This is a genomic window from Lyngbya sp. PCC 8106, from assembly GCF_000169095.1.
Taxonomy (GTDB): domain Bacteria; phylum Cyanobacteriota; class Cyanobacteriia; order Cyanobacteriales; family Microcoleaceae; genus Capilliphycus.
In genome coordinates this window covers 69,780-87,610 of the sequence record NZ_AAVU01000001.1, presented here as the reverse complement: position 1 = coordinate 87,610, position 17,831 = coordinate 69,780, and the positions used below count along the sequence as shown (strand labels likewise).

Here is a 17,831-nt window from a genome sequence, read left to right as displayed (position 1 = left end):
TTTATTATTAACTTCGTCGGCTGCATCAAATTCGGGAAATTTGTTGGCAAGATAACCAAATAATGGTTTGATGCACCCTACCCATTTATTATTAACTTCGTCGGGTGCGCCAAATTCAAATAATTTGATGGGAGAAATAAAAAATAATGGTTTGATGTACCCTACATATTTATTATTAACTTCGTCGGGTGCGCCAAATTCAAATAATTTGATGGGAGAAATAAAAAATAATGGTTTGATGTACCCTACCCATTTTCAAGAATATGTTTTAACCTTTTCTAATAGTGCTATAATACCCAATCATGTCTGAATCTCAAAACTCTCATCCTCAAGCTTTATCCCCAACTTTAACTGCTTTACAAGGTTTAATTGATGTTGTCGCCCAGTTGCGATCGCCGGATGGGGGTTGTCCTTGGGATCTCGCCCAAACGCCTCAAACCTTGACTCCTTATGTCATTGAAGAAGCCTATGAAGTGGTGGATGCTATCCGCAGTGGTGATGTAGAAGCGATCGCGGAGGAGTTAGGAGATTTATTGCTTCAGGTGGTTTTACAAGCCCAAATTGCTAGCGAGTCTCAACAATTTTCGCTTGAAGATGTCGCCAATTGCATTACCGAAAAGTTGATTCGTCGTCATCCTCATGTATTCGCAGAAGTTGAGGTAGAAACAGTCGAAGAAGTTCACGAAAATTGGGAAAAAATTAAAGCGGTAGAAAAGGGAGAAAACCCAGAAACTCAACTGTTATCGTCTAAACTGAGTCGGTATGCGCGTCAACTTCCACCGTTGATGGGGGCGATGAAAATCTCTCAAAAAGCGGCATCTGTAGGGTTTGAGTGGGATAATATTGAGGGGGTTTGGGAGAAGTTTCGCGAAGAATTAGCTGAGTTTAAACACGCTCTTTTGTATGAGGAAAAAGCTAACCAACAAGCGGAACTAGGAGATATTTTATTTACTTTGGTGAATTTAGCGCGATGGTCTGAACTTGATCCTGAAGCTGCGTTACAAGGTACGAATCAGCGATTTATTCAGCGATTTTCTTTACTGGAACAAGCTTGTAATCGTCCTTTATCGGACTACACCTTAGAAGAATTAGAAGCCCTTTGGCAAGCCGCTAAAGCTCAACTGGCAAAATAACGACCCATTTTATCTTTCTAGCTACAGCTTAACACAAACCTTGAGTAGATTGCTAATTTAAGCGATAGAAACTTTGTGTTAACAATCTTAAAGTAAATAGATAAAAATGCTCAATATCGAGGACAATTGAGTTGGAAATTGAATTTTGATTTCCAGCCGTTTTGTTCTTGAGTTCTGTTCGGAGTTGAAATGGCGTTAGATAGTTCTTTTAATATCAGGGGAGAGAGATGAACAATGCTTCAAACCAAAGTTTATTCCATTGATCTAATCAAAGATGAAGCCCGTCAGCTTGTTTGTCAGGGCGTTGTTGGCTGTCATCAACCCATTTACACCCTTTGTCAATATATTTCAGCCCGAGACTGGGAATGCGTTGAGTGTGAATTAGAAGATCACGACTTTTTACTACGAGATCGGATTATTGACTTGATTGGCTCTGAGGATTGGCGGGAAGACTAACCCAATTTTATAACCACAAGATTTTATCTGTTTAGAGAAAAACAGTCAATAAAATTCTATCAATTTGTATAAGTTGAAATTATGTCTAACCCAGAGTTTTTGGGTTATTTTTTTTCTTTTATGAGAGAAAATTCTCAGCCTTAAAAATTGAGAGTTGTCATTAACTACTACACAGTATAGGTTTTGACAAGAGTTTGTAAATAAACTGAAAAATAGCTATCTAAAATCTCCATTTTCGGTCACAATGAAGATAAGTTATAAATGGATCTGTAGATTAGGCTACCAATTATCCGTTCAAATCTGAATTTATTCCTAAAAAATCTCCTTCCGATCAAACCCGCTCACAAACTCAGTTTATCGTTAGATGCACGGCTCAAATCTAGAAGTGAAAAATGGATACCGGGTATCTGTGTAATCTCACTTTGAGCAAAAGTTTACATTTTTAAAGATAGAGTTCAAGATCAATATCTAATATTAAGAGAGGAAAAAATCATGGCTTTTCAGAAAATTTTAGTCGCCTTAGACTGTTCAAGTTTAGAAGCAGCAACAGTTTTTCAAGAAGCTCTCAAACTCGCCAAAACAGAACGAAGTAAATTGATGTTATTTCATTGTATTTCTTGGGAAAACGAAGAAACAATCAATCCTTTAGTGGGAATTGGAGCATTAGGAAATATCAACTTACACAAAACCCTACAAAAGTTTTGTCAAGACAGTTGGAGCGAGGAAGTAGACAAAGTTCGTCACAGTTTACAAGCTTATCGGGATCAGGCAATCTCTCAAGGGGTTTCCGTAGAATACAAATATCAAGTCGGACATCCGAGTGCATCAATTTGTGAGCAAGCTGAACATTGGGGTGCAGATTTAGTGATGATCGGACGACGAAACCGCTTCAAATGGTCAGAATTTCTCTCACGGCGCGTCAGTAGTTATGTCTTGAATAACGCCTCTTGTTCTGTGTTTATGATTCACACCGGAATTCCTTGTCCTGAAAAACTATCAGTTTCAAACGCTCAAGCGATCTTTAATTAACTTTAAATTCAGACCCCTGATAATTAGACTAAAAAGCATTGATTAAATTGTGATTCCCCCACCAACAATGGTGACAATTTCTAAAATATCTCCCGCTTTCATCTCTGTGGTTTCCCAAAATTGTCGATGCAAAATTTCGCCGTTATATTCCACAGCTACCAAACGGGGATTTAACCCCATTTGCTCTAAAAAATTAGGTAATTTGGTGTGAGGAGAACAGGTTTTTACGTCTCCATTAACCTGAAGTTGTATTTGATCAGACATCGGAGTTGAACGGTTAACTTTATGAAGGATTAGGTAAAATATTGTAAGCCCGTAACGTTTGAACACGAGTGAGTTGAGACAGAAAATATTGCGTCACTAATGTTGGTTGTTCGGCTTGCATAATCGCTCTAACAACCGCAATTCGTTCTCCGCCAACAGACATCACATCATCAAAATTATTCATATCAATTCCCCCAATAGCAAACCAAGGAATTGTACAATTTTGAGCCGCATGACGCACATAGTCTAAGCCCGCAGCAGGTTTGTCCGCTTTCGTCGGGGTTGCATACACAGGCCCAACTCCAACATAATCCGCACCCTGTTCAACTGCCTTTTGCATTTCTTGGGGGTTCGTGGTTGAACGTCCAATAATTCGTTGCGGGCCGAGTAACTGACGAGCTAAACTAATCGGAATATCTTTTTGTCCGAGATGAACTCCATCGGCGTTAGAAGCGATCGCTAAATCGACGCGATCATTCATAATAAATAAAGCATTATACCGATGACAAAGTTCACAAAGTTTTTCAGCATTTTGAAGCCGAGTTTCATCATCGTTTTGTTTGTCTCGATATTGTATCAATTTCAGGCCACCTTGCAGAGCAGCTTCCACTATCGAGAACATTTTATCCGATGGAGAAGTCACTAAATACAAATAAGCATCATCAAGGAGTTGATACCGTTGATAAGCCAATAACCGACTTTCGAGAGTATAAACTCGATAGCGCATTTGCTTAAACGAGACACCCATATCGGGATGATAAATTTTGCCGTATTCTTCCAGTACCCGTAAAGCTTCTTCTACGCGGCAGAAATTCGCCTGTAATACGCTATCAATTCCATCGCGTTTTTCTTCTTGGGGATGAGTTAACTCCGTCCCTAAGTCACCGGGAGTATCTCTAGATAGACGCAATTTCATCGTATGCCAGTGAGCCAATTCTTGTCGTAACTGTTTGCACTCCTCCGCCAACTCCGCGCTATTGAGTCCAAAGCGACACCATTCTTCAATAATTCTCAATCCCTCACGAGCGCGATCTAAATTTGCGTCTAGAATGCGATAGAGGGCGGGCTGTACCCGTTTATCCCAACTTTGTTGATCGGCCATCAAACCCACCTCAATCTGTATTTACCTTACCCGATTACAAAAGAACCGCAGGCTACTATATCAGATTTTTGGAGAGTACATACCTTAAAAATTCTTAACGATATAAAATGACCGAAGCTTTTAAAGCGTCCCATAATAGGGCATACTTGACTCGGGAATCGAGTCATACGCAAGCACCGCCCTTTCAAGGCTGTGAACGGATGACGCAATTCCAATTTTTCGTTAAATTTTGCAATTCTACAACAGTTTGTCGGAGTACCGCCGTGAGTTCAGCATCCCACCGCAACTGTGAATTTACCTCACACAATCTCAATCTCAAGCTTGATCATCAAAAGTTGAGCTTGACTAAACGTTCTAAACTTCATCGCTCTAATCTCAACTATGAGTCTACTCATCGGCGATGGAGTTCTCGATTTCAAAGACTCTCGCTTTTGCTCGTTGCTCTAACCGGTTTTCACCTGGGTATAGCTCCTACAGAGACATTAGCAGAACCGTTGCTCACCCAACAAGTGGCTCAAACCCCCCAGTCTCCCAATACTCCCAGTAATATTATTTACGTGAGTGCTTCAGTCGGAGATGATAGCGGGGACGGTTCCCAACAGTCTCCCTTGAGAACCATTACTCAAGCGCTCAACCTGGCTCAACCCAATACCGCCATTATCCTCGCACCGGGAACCTACAGCGCCCAAACAGGCGAACAGTTTCCCCTGATGCTGCGACCCAATATCACCGTTCAAGGAAACCCCAACACTCGCGGAGAAGGGATTATCATCTCGGGTGGCGGTTTCTATACCAGTCGCACCTTTGCCAAACAAGACATTGCGGTTCTCGGTGCCAACGGGGCAAGAATTAGCGGGGTGACAGTCACAAATCCCAATCCTAGAGGGTATGGATTATGGGTGGAATCGACTTCGATGATTGTCTCCAACAACACGTTTACAGGGAATACCCATGATGGGATTTCCATTGTCGGGACAGCGGCGCCTTTAATTCAAGAAAATAATTTTAGCGCCAATGGTGCCAATGGAATTACAGTGTTTGGTTCCTCTCGCCCTGAAATTCGCAATAATGAATTTCAAAATACTGGGTTTGGAATTAATATCTCCCAAAATGCCGCTCCGTTTATTGCCGGAAATCGGATTATTTTTAATAAAGATGGTGTAGTTATCCAAGCCAACGCCCGTCCGATTTTAAGAGATAATTATATCGAACGCAACGAACGAGATGGAATTGTGGCGATCGCCACCGCCTTACCCGACTTAGGAACAACGAGCGAACCGGGTCAAAATGTGATTCGCAGTAATGGCCGTTATGACATCAACAACGGGACTAAAACCCAAGTTATTCAAGCCTACGGAAATCAACTGACCCTCGCCAATACCACAGGTTCAGTTCAAGTTAGCGGTAACTATACCGCCCCAGATGCGCCCTCTCCCATCGCCCAACAACTCCTCGCTAGCCGCATTAGTGACGACTCTGCTGACCGTTCAACCGCTTCTAATAACCCCTCTGCCATTTCTCCGATTAATACCAGCGCCGCCTTACCTGTTTTTGTCCCAGAACCATCCACTTCTCGCCCTTCCACCCGCAATCGTCGTCGTTCCGCAGAAACCCCTCGCCCCGTGTCTATTGCGGTTCCCCCTCCAGAAACTCAACCGATTTCGACACCGCCCCCCGTTACTCGTCGGTCAAATCCCTCTCCCAACAAACCCCTAATACTTTCCAACCTCTCCTCAAGCCCCACCAATGAGTCTACCGCCATTCCCATCACGGTTCCGCCCCCTGAAAACGGACGAGTGTTGAATCCCTATCCCGCCCAAAATACATCCCCACAGGCGTTCAGCACGGGTGTATTACCTGTTCCGGGTTCTGGCATTCCGATTAGCGGTGAGGGGTATCTTCCCACCGGGTTGAATACTGGGCCTTCTGCGAGTCCGGCGACCCGTCAGTTGACTCCTCTGAGAACAGCTTTGAGAGGAAGTTTACAGTATCGGGTTGTGATTGAGAACAATAGTGAACGGGTTTATCGACAGGTGAGAAGGGTAGTTCCCGATGCGTTTCGGACAGTGGTTGGAGGACGTTCAATTATTCAAGCTGGTGCTTTTCAAAGTCGTTATAAAGCCGACGAAGTGATACAATTGCTCAATCGAAATGGAGTTCGAGCTAAACTTGAATCCTACAACTAAGTCTGTTGTTATTCTGAGCAACGCGAAGAATCTAGAGGTCTTTTGATCGAGTTGACTTAAAATTAATCTATTCTCAATTAATAAAACTCTCGGGTGTCTTTTTACTTTTTTTCTAACCTATGAATGTCAAAATAAAACCAGACTGGGCGGGGGGCGATGTGTTATCTCGATTGGTGAATGTGTTGATTAAAACTCCACCCATTTACAGCGTAATGAAACATCAAGCCCGACAGGTTTTAATTAAAACAGCCGAAAAAAATGGCATTCCCTGGCGAAAACATTATCAACAATTAGCAGCCTCTGAAGTTAAAAATATATTCTCAGAAATCAACAATCAAAATATTATTTATCCCGACTACTATCAAAAACCTTTTCATGCTTACGAAGCCGGAAACTTATGTTGGAAAGCCGCATTTGAAGCCGAGTCTGCAACGTATTCAATGGGGTTGAGAGTTTGGAAAAATGAACAGATTACTTGGGAAACCGCCCACGAGAGATTACGTTTTAGTTTTCATCAAGTTCTCCAAGACTATCTCCCCAAATCGGTTAATCATGTCTTGGATATTGGCTGTTCAGTCGGAGTTTCTACCCGCAGTTTACATCATTATCTACAACAAAATTCTCACCCCAACGTTCAGACTATCGGTTTAGATTTATCACCTTATATGTTAGCCGTCGCCAAACACCAAGATACTCAAGCGGAAATAAGATGGAAACACGCCAACGCTGAAAATACAGGTTTCCCCGATAATTCCTTTGATGTCGTTACCCTCCAATTTCTCATCCATGAACTTCCCCGTCAAGCTACACGAAATATCTTTCAAGAAGTCTTGAGAATTCTTCGCCCTGGTGGATGTTTAGCCCTCGTTGATAATAATCCCAAATCTCCCGTTATTCAGAATTTACCGCCTGTGTTGTTTACCCTAATGAAAAGTACCGAACCTTGGAGTGATGATTATTATACCTTTGAGGTAGAAGCCGCTTTAAAAGACATCGGTTTTGAGTATAAAACGACTGTTGCGAGTGATCCCCGTCATCGTACAATCATTGGGATTAAACCCTAAAAGTCAAAGTTAGCCTTGACGTTTCTTGTCGCCTTGAGTTCTCAAAAATTCACCAATAAAAGCCACAAATCCCGAACCGATAATTAAAATAACACTCAAGGCATTAATATCCGGTTTAACACCCGTTCTAATGCGGCTAAAAATCTCCATCGGTAACGTTGTGGCGCCACTTCCCGCCGTAAAACTCGCAATTAAAAAGTCATCCATACTCAGCACAAAAGCTAGCAAACAACCCGATAAAATTCCAGGCATTAATTCCGGTAATAAAACCTGAATAAACGCTTCCACCGGAGTCGCCCCTAAATCTAAAGCTGCTTCTTCTAAATGAGGATTGAGATCCGCTAAACGAGTCGAAACCACTAACGCCACATAAGCCAAACAAAAGACGATATGAGCCGAAACAATAGTCCAAATACTTAAAGGAATTGCCACCGCCGCCAAAAAAACTAATGTAGAAACAGCGATCGCAATATCAGGAACAATTAACGGTAAATAGGAAACCCCTTGATATAAACTTTTTCCTCGAAATCGAAACCGAGCCAATCCCACCGCCATTAAAGTCCCAATCACTGCCGATACTCCCACCGCAGAAAATGCCACAATTACACTATTTTGTAGCGCCGATAAAATGCGAGTATCTTGAAACAGTTTAGTATACCATTCTAATGTAAATCCCTGCCATCCCGCACTATACCGAGATTTATTAAAGCTATAAAACGTTAAAACAAAAATCGGCAGGTACATATAAAAAAACATCAATCCCACAAAAATGACCTGCCAAGAAACCTTTAATTTCGGTTTGGTGTCTCTCATTTCTATTGGAATATCCTCATTTTGATGTGATTGTTTTAAATCTTGTTGCATGAGAAAATTATTAAGTTAGATCAAGTCTGGCAATCGCCCATCGGAAAAGTTCAGAAGTAATTCCTCCCCATCTCCCCATCTCCCCATCTCGGCATCTCCCCATCTGGCGATCTCCCCATCTCCCCATCTCCCCATCTCCCCATCTCCCCATCTCCCCATCTCCCTACTTCGATGGTCTACCCTCCCCATATTTCAACAGCAGTGCGATCGCAATACTCACCCCCATAATTAACACCATACTTAACGCCGAACCAAAGCCCCAATTTTGAGTCGCTCCCAAAAATTGATTGTAAATTAACCGAGAAACCGTCATACTCGAAGCACCACCCAACAGTTCTGGATCGACAAAATCTCCTAAAGCACTAATAAACACCAATAACGATCCCGCCGCAATACCCGCCCGAGATTGGGGTACAGTCACCTTCCAAAACGTTTCCGTTGGTTTTGCCCCTAAATCAGCAGAAGCCTCCAATAAACGCCGATCTAGCTTTTCTAACGCCGCATAAAGAACCGTGACAATATAAGGCAAATAACTATAAGCCATCCCAATTAAAACAGCCGGAGTTCGGTTGAGCAACTCCAACGCAGGTAAACCTAAAAAGCCTAAAAACGAGTTTAATACACCTGTGGGTCGTAAAATGGTAATCCAGGCATAGGTTCGCAATAGAGAAGAAGTCCACAAGGGTAAAACAAACCCCAACAGCAGCAAATTTCGCCAACGAGCCGGAGCATTAATCGCGATCCAGTAGGCAACCGGAAACCCCAAGATTAAACAGAAAACCGTCGTTCCTGAAGCATAAAATAGCGATCGCCCAATCACTTGTAAATTAACTGGATCAAAAACTCGTAAATAGTTAGCAATTCCATCGGGAATTACCACATCACCGGGTCGAATATTCTCAACTAAACTGAGTTGAAAAATCACTAACGTCGGGAGAACGAGCAACAGCAATAGCCACAACCCCGCAGGCCCCAACAACACCAACGGGCCGAGTAGATCCCCTGCTTTTTGTTTTAAACCTGTTTTGGGGGTCGGATGAGGAAGATTTGACGGATTTTTACTCGATACAGCCATGTTGATTAAGCACTGGTAAGTTTTGTCCAATAGCGATCATAAATTTCACTCACCTCTGCTGAAATAGGAGCTAAAGATTCACTTCTTTCAATCACAGACTCAGGCGGAAACAGGGTGGGATCATCTCGCAAACTTTTCGGAAGTTTTCTAAAAGCCAGTTGGGAAGGAGTTGCAAAACTGAGGCGTTCGACAACTTGAGCCGCAATTTCGGGCTGAAGCATAAAATTCATCCACTGATAAGCCCCATCTGGGTTGGGTGCCGATTTGGGAATCACCAAAGTATCTGTCCACAGCGATGATCCACTTTTAGGAGTAATGTACCTCAAATCTTCGTTTTCCGGCATAATTTCCGCCGCATCTGCTGAATAACACATCGCCATCAACAAATCCCCGACAATAATCTGAGGACGCCAAGCATCTGTGGTAAACGAAGCAATTGCAGGTTGGAGTTCAGCCAGTTTTTCATAGGCTTGGCGAATTTGTTGAGGATCAGTCGAGTTGTAGGAATAGCCCAACATTCGCAACGTCGCACCCATCACCTCACGAACATCATTGAGAAGGGTAAATCGCTTGGAGATTTCGCGTTGATGTTCCCACAGATATTTCCAGTCTTGAGGAACGTCTTTGAGTAGACGACTGTTGTAAATTAATCCCGTTGTTCCCCAACTGATGGGGACGCTGTAGCGGTTGGCGGGATCATAAACTGGATTTTGGAACATCGGGAACAGATCTTCCAAACCCACAATCAGCGAGTGATCCAACTCCGTGAGAAAGCCTAGATTTGCCATCTTCTGAACCATATAGTCAGAAGGATAGATAATACTATAAGCTCCTGCTCCCCCGGCTTGAATACGAGCAAGCATTGATTCGTTGGAGTCAAACACATCTGCGACCACTTTTAACCCCGTTTCTTGGGTAAAGCGATCCAGTAAATCGCGATCGGTGTAACCCGTCCAAGTATAGATATAAAGGGTATCTGAGTCTACTCTGGTGTTGGGTGTGGTTTTGACCTCAGCCAGAGTCCAACCGCAGCTAGAAAGGGTAGAAGCCGCAGCAGTCACAAGTGTAGTCTGAAGAAATTGACGTCGGGTAAGAACCGCCCTGATCATATTGGGTAATGGTCTGATGGTTGGAGCTACTGTCTCAGCACAGTTCGAGTCGAACGCATTGAAACTAACAGATTTTATTTTCTCACAAACGACTGTTGCTCAAGAGCAGGTGAACTCAGCCAAGTCGGATTTTAGTTTTGTTGACTCAAAGCTAAACAGTCTGTTGGCTTCCAGCAAACATATACGGTTGTCTCCCCATCGGTGATCGCTTCATTGGTTTTGGACTGTTGAACGGTTAGTTGTTCACCGGAGACTAATTGTACAATGTATTGTAGGTGAGTTCCTAAATACATGGTGTTCATCACTCGTCCTTCAAAACAGTTCACCGCACCGCTAACCGGATAGGAATTTAAAGAAATTTTTTCGGGTCTTACACTAACAACAACTGCATCTCCCACTTGGATATCGGAGTTGGGCGGGGTTTGAGTGTGTTGGTTGGGGTAGGCTTCGATTTTTAAACCTGTTTCTGTAACGATCAGTTGACTGGTTTGATCGACTGCTTCTACTTGTCCTGTGAATAAGTTGGTATCACCAATAAAGTCAGCCACAAAGGGAGTTTGAGGATGTTCGTAGATTTCGTTGGGTGTTCCAATTTGTTCGATCCGGCCTTCGTGCATAACCGCAATTCGATCTGATAAACTCATGGCTTCTTCTTGGTCGTGAGTTACCATGACGAACGTTAAGCCCAGATTTTTGTGTAGATTGGACAGTTCTACCTGCATTTGCTTCCGCAGCTTCAGATCCAAGGCGCCTAAGGGTTCATCGAGTAACAATACCGCAGGGCGGTTAACTAAAGCACGGGCTAAAGCGACTCGTTGCTGTTGTCCTCCTGACATTTGACCCGGAAACCGACTCGTAAAGGCTTCCATTTTCACCAGTTTTAAGGCTTCTTTGACCTTTTCCTCGATTTCGGATTGACTTCGCCGTTTGACTCGTAAGCCAAAAGCAATGTTATCGCGAACGTTGAGATGGCTAAAGAGTGCGTAACTTTGAAAGACGGTGTTGACTGGACGCAGGTAGGGAGGAACTCGGGTCATTGACTGTCCTCGGATTAAAACCTCACCTGCTGAGGGGGTTTCAAACCCAGCAATTAAACGCAGTGTTGTGGTTTTACCACAGCCAGAAGGCCCTAATATACTAAAAAATTCCCCTCGATGCACCTCTAAATCGACACCCCGCACGGCTGTTTCTCCGTTAAAGACTTTGAAGACTTTGCGAAGTTCGACATCGAGTTGAGAGTCTGTCCCGATCGCACCTGGATTTTGCGTGGCTGTTTGAAGCATAGTAGCAACGTTTGGTGGAGATGTCCCTACTTTAGCTTATCTGATGGTTGTAGAGGTGACAAGAGATTACTCAACAGTGACCAGTAACCACCCGTGATCAATTATCAATTTTCTCTGTCCTCTATCGTAATGGAGCAAGAGGACTGCGACCAACAAAAAAGACTCGGTTTTGGGAAGTCCGACGGAAGTTCTCCTGTACAAAAGTCTAACGGGTTAGAATAACGGGATAGAATTATGTTAACATACTGGAATGTTAACACTAACCTACGAATTTAAGTTAATCCCCTCTCAAGAACAGATTACCATCATTGAGAATATGTTGGTGGTCTGTAGAAAGGTGTGGAATTACGCCTTGAGAGAGCGAAAAGACTGGATAAACAGTAGAAAGTGTGCGATTAATTATTGTTCATTGCAACAAGAATACATCATCTCAGCAGATGCTCCTTACCCCAACTACAACGTACAAGCTGCGAACTTAACAAAAGCAAAAAAAACCAACCCGGAAATAAAGAAAGTAAATGCTCAAGTTTTACAACAAGTTTTGAAAACTTTAGAAAGAGCATTTAACAGCATGAAAGAAAAGGGTTACGGTTTTCCTCGCTTGAAAAACAAGTATCGAATGCGGTCGTTTGTCTTCCCTCAGTTCAAGACAAATCCAATCTCTAATAGCTGAAATTCCTCCTTGTATTGCGGTGACTGCTATTGGTGAATGTTTGAATTATTTGGTTGATGACAAGGACACAAAAACAGAACGTTTAAAGTTATTTCAGCGAGTTTATGATAGTTTGTCTTCTGAGGGTTTATTTGTCTTTGATATTGCTGAACCCGGACGAATTCCCGGAATGGGAAATTATCGAAATTTTACTCAAACTGAAGATTGGGCGGTGTTAGTTGAAGCAAAGGAAAATAAGCAACAAAAACAATTAACCCGATGGATCACTACTTTTCGGAAAGTTGGGGAACTTGATCGCCGTGATCGCGAAGTTCATCATTTACAACTTTTAGAACAATCAGAAATTATTGCAGAATTAAACCAGATTGGGTTTCAGGTTCAAATGCTTGAAAGTTATGATAAATTGACGTTTTCAGCCGGACATATTGGTTTTTTAGCACAAAAACAATAATTCAATACTCAGAATGTATTTGTCCTTAGATTCTTAGCTTTGTAAAACAAAATAATTTAGATTCTCAAAATCAATCCTGAAACTCTACAACTCAAATCGGATTAATCTGGAATGAGATTCAACACCGAAAAATAGCCTTCCATCCTAGACCCATTAATACTAGGAAACCCCAAAGTATTGAAGCTCGCATGGTAGAATAGAAAGGAGATCCGTCATCGTTTGAGATAGGATAGTTAGATCCACTGTGTTTGTATAACAAATTTTATAGAGCCGAGACTATGACATCGTATGCAACCTCCACAGCCCGAGCCGAGATGAGTGAACTGCGGCGACTGAAAGGCTTGTTACCGCCAGAGTTACAGAGTTGGGTGACGGTTGAGAAAACCATAGAAGTCAATCCCTTATTAGTCCGTAGTGAAGAAATTGGCAAAGATCAAGTCGAAATCCAGATAGACTTAGTTCGTTGGGAACAACTGGCAATGGATCAGCGCAACCTGCTATTTTGGCATGAAGTCGCTCGTATTCAAAATGATACTATTCCCCGAGACGGTTGGGAAATGGCTGCTTTAGCCATTGGTTTAGGGGGAGCCGTCGGCGAACTTTGGGTACAAGATGGACTCTTGTTATTGTTAGCCTTAGCCTTGTGTGGGGTTTCAGGTTATCGCCTCTACCAAAAAAATAACGGCGAGAAAACCCTAGAAGAATCAATCGATGCAGACGATAAAGCGATCGCCATCGCGACTCGATTTGGTTATAGTCTACCGAACGCCTACAAGAGCTTAGGAAGTGCTTTAAAAATGTTAATTGAGCAAACTCCCAAAAAGCGACAACGCGCTCGTTATGAAGCCCGTTTACAAGCTCTCAAACGGAGTGCATCCAAAGCTAAAGCTCGGGTTAAAGGTTCTCGTGAACCCTCATCAGGTTCAGAAAGCATCTACAACAACTACTAAACCCGAAAATCAACTGAATATCAAAAGTCGCTGGTTACTCAACCCCGTGAGGTCAAATAAACCAGCGACTTCTCAACATTTAAAAGAGTACAGAGTAGCTAAAAACCCAACTCGTAGCGCTAAATTCTATTTTTGCTGAACTTTCGAGAGTGCTTCCCGGATTTTTTCCGCCGCTACATCTCGTCCACCTAAGCCGAAAGAAATCGCTATAGCAACAGCAATTGCTCCGAGTAAGAGTCCGAAAGCTAAATTAACAATATCAGTACCAATGCCCATCTGTTGGAGAGCCATCGCACCGACAAAGATAATAATCGCAATTCGGGAGATTTGAGCCAATAGTTTAGAGTTACCCGTACCCGAACTCAGTACAAAGCGATAAGCTAAGTTGGCAAAATACAAGCCAACCGCAAAGATAACTGCTCCAATCAGGACTCGACCTGAGATGAGAATAATCTGCTCAATGATCAATGTCAGTGAGGTTAATTGTAGGATATCTGTTGCCGTAACCACAGCAAACAGCATCACACCGACAAAGGCAATAATACCGACAATTTCTGAAGGGGTGCGAGTGGTGGAAGTTCTATCCACAACTTGGACTTGATCAGGTGCGCCAGGATCTGCGGGTGGAGTTGATTGCAAGCCTAACCAATAAAATAATCGGTTGAATCCCAGGCTTGTTAGAACGCTTGTGACCAAATCACTAACAAAACGTCCAATCACATAAGCAGCAATTAAGATCACCGCTGCTGCAAACAACTGAGGAATAATATTGAGAATGCGACTGAGCATTTCAATCGCCGGAACAGAAATCGCCTCAATTTGCAGAGCATTAAGAGCTGCAATTGCAATCGGGATTAAAATCAGAACGTAAACAACCGTTCCAATAATTGAAGATAAACTTTGACCGCCTGTGGTTTCGCCCAAGCCAAAACGATCACCCACGCGATCAGTACCGACTGCGATTAACAAATTGGTAACGATGCGACGCACAATTTGAGCAATCACCCATCCGGCTGCCGCAATAATAATCGCACCTAAAATATTGGGTAGGATAAACAACACCTGATTGAGCATTTGCTGCACAGGGTCTAATAATCCTTGTAAGCTCAGAGTATCGAGAATCGGCAGTAAGAACAGCAGGAAAATAAACCAATAAATGGCATTTCCAAAGGTTTCACTCAGAGAAAACCGAGGTTGAGTCGTGCCATCATTGACTTGCTGATTGAGGCGTTCATCAATTCTAAACGCATTCAAGACTCTGACTGTCACTGCTTTACAGAGAGTCGCCACCACCCAAGCAATCCCCAATAAAATCAGGGCCGCTATAATTCGGGGGAAGAAAGAGGTAACCTCATTGAGTAAAGAGGTCAGCGGGCTAGATACCGTTGAGAGTTGTAGTCTTTCGAGAAAACCAATAATCGCAAACAGGAAAATAGTCCAAAATACGATGGTTCCCACCCAATTCTCAACGGGAATATTCTCACCCCCATCCGAACGTCCTGTGACCCAAGAAGCAACCTTATTATCCACTTCGGTTTTCTTCAGGAGACTCTTGACTAAAGACTGGGCAAATAGAGCAATTAAATAGCCTACTAACAAAATAAGTAGGGCAAATCCCAGATCAACTAAGCTAACGGAACCTAATGAGTAGGTCGTTAAGTCAAAAGGATTAGATGTTGTTTCCTGAGCCAATCTCAGATGAGAAAGGGTGGGTATTGTTATCCCCAATATTGATGTGATTTCGTGCCAAGTTCCATTCATAGTTCTCTGTGAGATAATCTTGAAGTCTAGAATTGTGAGAGAAAGTTGTTTTCTTCACATCTGGCTTTAGATAGAAATGCTGGAGATTTCGAGCAATTGTACCTAAGATGTTGAAGATCAAGGTGGGTCATTTAAACCTCATAGCTAAAATTGCCATCCCCATCTCAACTCATAAAATACATCAGAATAGGGAAAAACCCTATATTTTCTGAAAAAGCAGGATCTCAGAGAGAAATTGCTCGTTTTTTGGTGTTCTTCCAGACTCCTAATCTATTTAACGGTTTATAATCCGTTATGTGAGTCATAATCTGCCTATAGCTTGCAGGGTAAATGCCATCTAGTCAAGTATTTGAACAATCGATTAACATTTGTGCCAGTGCCACGACGGTTGAACGTTGCATCATCGATCGCGATTTGATGCACCGCTGGCTTAATCCCGCTCTCCGCTGTGATCCTGTAGGGCGATGGAATACTGATGTCGGAGGGAAATTTCGCTTTGTCCTTAATATTCCCCTCGTGGAACCCACCTTAAAGGCTGTGGTGATCGAGCGGGAACCGGGGATCGTTGTTTGGGGATTTCAAGGCTTTTTTCAGGGAAGCGATCGCTGGGAATGTCAACCGACAACTGAAGGAACTTTGCTTTTGAATCGGTTTGAGTTCCAGATTCCGAACCCTGTAGTCAAGTTTGGGTTTAATCAGTTTGCAGCGACTTGGACAAAAGCAGATATGCAAGCCCAACTCCGCCGTTTCAAACGAGTGGCGGAAGAACAATATCAGGGCTTGCGATCGCTTAAAAATCCTTAAAAAATCAATCAAAACACTGAGCAGTTTCTATTAGTTGCACAGGAGTTCTTGAACTTCTGGCTGTGCTTTGAGAAACTCGATCGCTTGGTCTCCGAGTGCTGCTACATCATTATAAAGCCCAACGAGATCTTCAACATCGACTGAGATTACTTCTAGTCCTTGATAGCTCAGTATGACTTCCACTAGGGTAATATTGCCGTCTCTAGCGGCCGATTGTAAACCCTGAATCAAACCATCGACAATGTTACTAATCTCGCTATCAGGAGCAATAAACAGATTTAATGCTCCAACTGCCAATCGGCCATAACTAGAATTCAATAAGCTGTCTACAATATCAGAAGGAACGTTAACTCCATAGTTCAATGCTGTCCGAAAGCTCGCAATTTGTTCAGGAGTCAGTTCGGCAAGGGTAAATAGCGATCGCAATTGGTTAGATTGTTCTCCTGTGTCTGCGAAGGTTTGTAGTTCTTCAAAGGCGAGGGGAATATTCGCCGCACCGTATCTGAGTTGAAGTTCATCGATGGCGGGTGCCGGTTGGGTAAAGATTGCTACACTTGCGGTTAAGCCCAATACCAATGCTAATCCCAAAGCGATATACTTAGAAACTCCTCGACTGATCCACTTCAACAAATGCTGAAGGCGCGAAGACTGCCACCCAAAATTAAGATTCATTAATTCATTCCTCACAATTGCTTTAAGTCTGAAATGACTGTTTTGATCATATCCTTTATGTGTCTGCTAAAACTTGATTAATGTTCCCTACAGGTCAGTTTTAAAAGGGTCATCTGTTAGAATTCATCCGATCAAGCAGTTGGCGGATAATCATCGCATCCTGAGCCTGGGGTTGATTTTTAAGATAATTTTCTAAGTCTTGGCGGGCTTCTGTCCATCGTTCAAGTTGATAGTAGAGAATTCCGCGATCGCGTTGTTCGTTCGGGGCTTCTGGAAATATTAACAAAATTCGTTCAATCGCAGATACGGCTTTCAAAATCTCACCCGCATTCATATAAATAACTTTGAGATTTGTTAACATCCGGGCTAAAATTTGTCGAGATGTTACTGGACTGAGAAATTGAGGACGCAGTTTTACCCTGTGAGCATAAACTTCTGCTAACTTTGCTTCACAATCTTCTGGAAATAAGATTTCTCCTCGATTGAAAACATCAACATAAATTCCCACGTCTTCAAAATCAGGACGAATCAGAAAATGTCCGGGCATTCCAATTCCAACCATCGGAAAGTTAATGCGTTTAGCTATTTCCAAATAAACCACAGATAAGGTAATTGGAATTCCCGTGCGTCGATCAATCACTTGATTTAAGTAACTATTATTGGGATCATAGTAATTACTCTCATTTCCGACAAATTCTAAATCGTCAAATAAATATTGATTGATAGTTTGAATCACTCGCAAAGGATATCGCTCTTCATCGAGTCTTTCTAACACCTCTGCTGCCATTTCATCGAGAGCCTTTAGATATTCTTCTGGATCAAGATCCGGAAACTGTTCTTGAGCCATATAAAGAGCCGCTTTTGCCAAATCAATCTGTTGATTTGACTGATGGGTTTCTTGATGAAATTGTTGTCTTGCTTGTGAAAAGTTCATATTTTTTTCCGAGTCACTTAT

The 17,831-nt window shown here is 42.6% G+C and carries 19 protein-coding genes; 9 read left to right on the top strand and 10 right to left on the bottom strand.

Translation table 11 applies throughout. The annotated features are described in order from the left end of the window. Window positions 1-302: 302 nt before the first annotated feature. The 3 genes from mazG (at window position 303) to L8106_RS00365 (ending at window position 2,618) form a co-directional block, all read left to right on the top strand. A complete protein-coding gene (gene mazG, locus L8106_RS00375) occupies window positions 303-1,133 on the top strand; it encodes a nucleoside triphosphate pyrophosphohydrolase (RefSeq protein ID WP_009782157.1) in 831 nt (276 codons plus the stop codon). 234 nt (window positions 1,134-1,367) lie between these two features. After that, window positions 1,368-1,589, top strand: a complete 222-nt coding sequence (locus L8106_RS00370) for a DUF4327 family protein (RefSeq protein ID WP_009782156.1) — start codon at window positions 1,368-1,370, stop codon at window positions 1,587-1,589. A 492-nt stretch (window positions 1,590-2,081) separates the two neighbouring features. Next, the gene (locus L8106_RS00365) at window positions 2,082-2,618 is read left to right on the top strand and encodes a universal stress protein (RefSeq protein ID WP_009782155.1); all 537 of its coding nucleotides are present in this window, start codon (window positions 2,082-2,084) and stop codon (window positions 2,616-2,618) included. A 42-nt stretch (window positions 2,619-2,660) separates the two neighbouring features. Here the strand turns inward: L8106_RS00365 and thiS are convergent, their stop codons facing one another. Then, entirely contained in the window at window positions 2,661-2,882 is a 222-nt protein-coding gene (thiS, locus tag L8106_RS00360; RefSeq protein ID WP_009782154.1) for a sulfur carrier protein ThiS, read from the bottom strand. A gap of 19 nt (window positions 2,883-2,901) precedes the next feature. Next, on the bottom strand, window positions 2,902-3,984 hold the full coding sequence (locus tag L8106_RS00355; protein WP_009782153.1) for a thiamine phosphate synthase: 1,083 nt from the start codon (window positions 3,982-3,984) through the stop codon (window positions 2,902-2,904). Between the two features lie 107 nt (window positions 3,985-4,091). Here L8106_RS00355 and L8106_RS00350 point away from each other — a divergent pair, with 107 nt between their 5' ends. Beyond that, a complete protein-coding gene (locus tag L8106_RS00350; RefSeq protein WP_009782152.1) occupies window positions 4,092-6,170 on the top strand; it encodes a DUF1565 domain-containing protein in 2,079 nt (692 codons plus the stop codon). Between the two features lie 119 nt (window positions 6,171-6,289). Continuing rightward, window positions 6,290-7,234, top strand: a complete 945-nt coding sequence (locus tag L8106_RS00345) for a class I SAM-dependent methyltransferase (RefSeq protein ID WP_009782151.1) — start codon at window positions 6,290-6,292, stop codon at window positions 7,232-7,234. A 9-nt stretch (window positions 7,235-7,243) separates the two neighbouring features. On the opposite strand, the gene L8106_RS00340 is transcribed toward L8106_RS00345, so the two are convergent. The 5 genes from L8106_RS00340 to L8106_RS00325 all read right to left on the bottom strand — a co-directional run bounded on the left by L8106_RS00340 (window position 7,244) and on the right by L8106_RS00325 (window position 11,565). After that, complete coding sequence (locus L8106_RS00340; RefSeq protein WP_009782150.1) at window positions 7,244-8,098, bottom strand: ABC transporter permease; 855 nt, start codon at window positions 8,096-8,098, stop codon at window positions 7,244-7,246. Between the two features lie 10 nt (window positions 8,099-8,108). Continuing rightward, a complete protein-coding gene (locus tag L8106_RS31860; RefSeq protein ID WP_156803545.1) occupies window positions 8,109-8,249 on the bottom strand; it encodes a hypothetical protein in 141 nt (46 codons plus the stop codon). Window positions 8,250-8,261: 12 nt separating this feature from the next. Continuing rightward, window positions 8,262-9,173, bottom strand: coding sequence for an ABC transporter permease (locus L8106_RS00335; protein WP_009782148.1), 912 nt, complete (start codon window positions 9,171-9,173; stop codon window positions 8,262-8,264). 5 nt (window positions 9,174-9,178) lie between these two features. After that, window positions 9,179-10,282 carry a PotD/PotF family extracellular solute-binding protein gene (locus L8106_RS00330; protein ID WP_009782147.1) on the bottom strand — a complete coding sequence of 368 codons (1,104 nt, stop codon included), beginning with the start codon at window positions 10,280-10,282 and terminating at the stop codon, window positions 9,179-9,181. Between the two features lie 131 nt (window positions 10,283-10,413). Next, window positions 10,414-11,565 carry an ABC transporter ATP-binding protein gene (locus L8106_RS00325; protein ID WP_009782146.1) on the bottom strand — a complete coding sequence of 384 codons (1,152 nt, stop codon included), beginning with the start codon at window positions 11,563-11,565 and terminating at the stop codon, window positions 10,414-10,416. Window positions 11,566-11,815: 250 nt separating this feature from the next. Here L8106_RS00325 and L8106_RS00320 point away from each other — a divergent pair, with 250 nt between their 5' ends. The 3 genes from L8106_RS00320 (at window position 11,816) to L8106_RS00310 (ending at window position 13,639) form a co-directional block, all read left to right on the top strand. Continuing rightward, window positions 11,816-12,238, top strand: coding sequence for a helix-turn-helix domain-containing protein (locus L8106_RS00320; protein WP_009782145.1), 423 nt, complete (start codon window positions 11,816-11,818; stop codon window positions 12,236-12,238). Further along, window positions 12,195-12,689, top strand: a complete 495-nt coding sequence (locus L8106_RS00315) for a hypothetical protein (RefSeq protein WP_198012876.1) — start codon at window positions 12,195-12,197, stop codon at window positions 12,687-12,689. The genes L8106_RS00320 and L8106_RS00315 overlap by 44 nt, the downstream gene beginning before the upstream one ends. A 278-nt stretch (window positions 12,690-12,967) precedes the next feature. Then, window positions 12,968-13,639, top strand: a complete 672-nt coding sequence (locus L8106_RS00310; protein WP_009782143.1) for a DUF3318 domain-containing protein — start codon at window positions 12,968-12,970, stop codon at window positions 13,637-13,639. 126 nt (window positions 13,640-13,765) lie between these two features. On the opposite strand, the gene L8106_RS00305 is transcribed toward L8106_RS00310, so the two are convergent. Then, complete coding sequence (locus tag L8106_RS00305) at window positions 13,766-15,400, bottom strand: mechanosensitive ion channel (RefSeq protein ID WP_009782142.1); 1,635 nt, start codon at window positions 15,398-15,400, stop codon at window positions 13,766-13,768. A gap of 330 nt (window positions 15,401-15,730) precedes the next feature. On the opposite strand from L8106_RS00305, the gene L8106_RS00300 reads away from it, so the two are divergent. Further along, the gene (locus L8106_RS00300) at window positions 15,731-16,204 is read left to right on the top strand and encodes an SRPBCC family protein (protein WP_009782141.1); all 474 of its coding nucleotides are present in this window, start codon (window positions 15,731-15,733) and stop codon (window positions 16,202-16,204) included. 30 nt (window positions 16,205-16,234) lie between these two features. Here L8106_RS00300 and L8106_RS00295 read toward each other — a convergent pair whose 3' ends face one another. Both L8106_RS00295 and L8106_RS00290 read right to left on the bottom strand, forming a co-directional pair. After that, the gene (locus L8106_RS00295) at window positions 16,235-16,876 is read right to left on the bottom strand and encodes an alpha/beta hydrolase (RefSeq protein ID WP_009782140.1); all 642 of its coding nucleotides are present in this window, start codon (window positions 16,874-16,876) and stop codon (window positions 16,235-16,237) included. Between the two features lie 109 nt (window positions 16,877-16,985). After that, window positions 16,986-17,810: a SirB1 family protein gene (locus tag L8106_RS00290; RefSeq protein ID WP_009782139.1), complete on the bottom strand. Its 825-nt coding sequence runs from the start codon at window positions 17,808-17,810 to the stop codon at window positions 16,986-16,988. Window positions 17,811-17,831 lie beyond the last annotated feature (21 nt).